1 pseudogene is annotated in these 1178 nt (G+C 63.9%); it reads left to right on the forward strand.

The features are described 5' to 3' along the window. Positions 1-1178: pseudogene (locus HHJ06_RS11640) on the forward strand (hypothetical protein); the annotation flags it as partial.

Genomic DNA, 1178 nt, shown 5'->3' on the forward strand with positions numbered 1-1178 from the left:
GGACGCCTCTACAGCCCCTACCAGTTTGAAGTCAAGAACGCCAACAGCGACTTCTTCCCCATCACCATCTCCAACATCCTCTCCAACGACGGCACCAGGCTCTCCCCCTTCGGCGGACCGGGCGCCGAGCAGGTCAACAAGATCGTGGCCGCTGAACTCCCCTTCCAGCAGCCCTCCAGCCTGGCGGGCTTTGCCGGATGCCGCCTCACCCCGGGATGGTACAAGACCGACTCCAAGGCGGCCATCGCCAAGCGCTTCGCCTACCAGTCCGGTGTTCCGGGCGTGGGTATTGGCAACGCCTTTGCCGACCCCATGCTCCCACCGGACAAGGTCTTCTCCCACAATGAAATCATGGGAGACGCCTCCCTGGGGGACTTCTGGGACCACGGCCTGATGATCAACGACGCCCTCTGGGACTCCTGGTTTGCCTCCTCCCTGGCCTCCCGCCCCTCCAGCATCGGCGGCACGGGCAAGGAAGAACTCAAAACCGTCCTGAAGGAAGCCTTCTCCACGGACGCCTCCTCCAACAAGGCCGCGGGCATTGCCAACAGGCGCTTCGTCCCGGACCTCCAGGGCAAGCCCGCCGAAGCCGTCGTGGACGAACTCTCCAAGGCCGACGAGGGCTACAAGCAGGCCGGCAAGTACCTCACCGTGGCCGGAGGCTTCAACGTCAACTCCACCTCCCAGCGCGCCTGGGAGGCCACCCTGCTGGGGCTGAAAAAGAGAAAGCTCCTCTACTCCAGGAGCGGCATGCCCTCCGTGCTCAGCAACAGCCAGACGGCCTTCTCCCGCTTCGGGGTGGCCAGCAGCGACAAGTCCCACGTGGACGACTACGGCTCGGTGGGGGTCACGCAGGGCATCCCGGACGGGGAGGCCATGGCGTGGTCGGACCTCAGAACGCTCAGCGACTCCCAGATCAAGTCCCTGGCCCAGAACATGGTCAAGGAGGTCAAGAAGAGGGGGCCCTTCCTGAACATGTCCGACTTTGTCAACCGCCGCCTGCAGAGCGGGGAGATGGGGGTGAAGGGTGCGCTTCAGGCGGCTATTGACGAAAGCTCCATCAACAGCACGTTTGACGAACTTTCCGACATGGTCATCACGCCCAAGGGAGGGTACCCGAACCAGGACGCGGCCAAGGGGTCGGTGTATACGGCGGCTCCCGGCTACCTGATCCAGTC

This window comes from Akkermansia muciniphila, from assembly GCF_018709685.1.
GTDB lineage: Bacteria > Verrucomicrobiota > Verrucomicrobiia > Verrucomicrobiales > Akkermansiaceae > Akkermansia > Akkermansia muciniphila_E.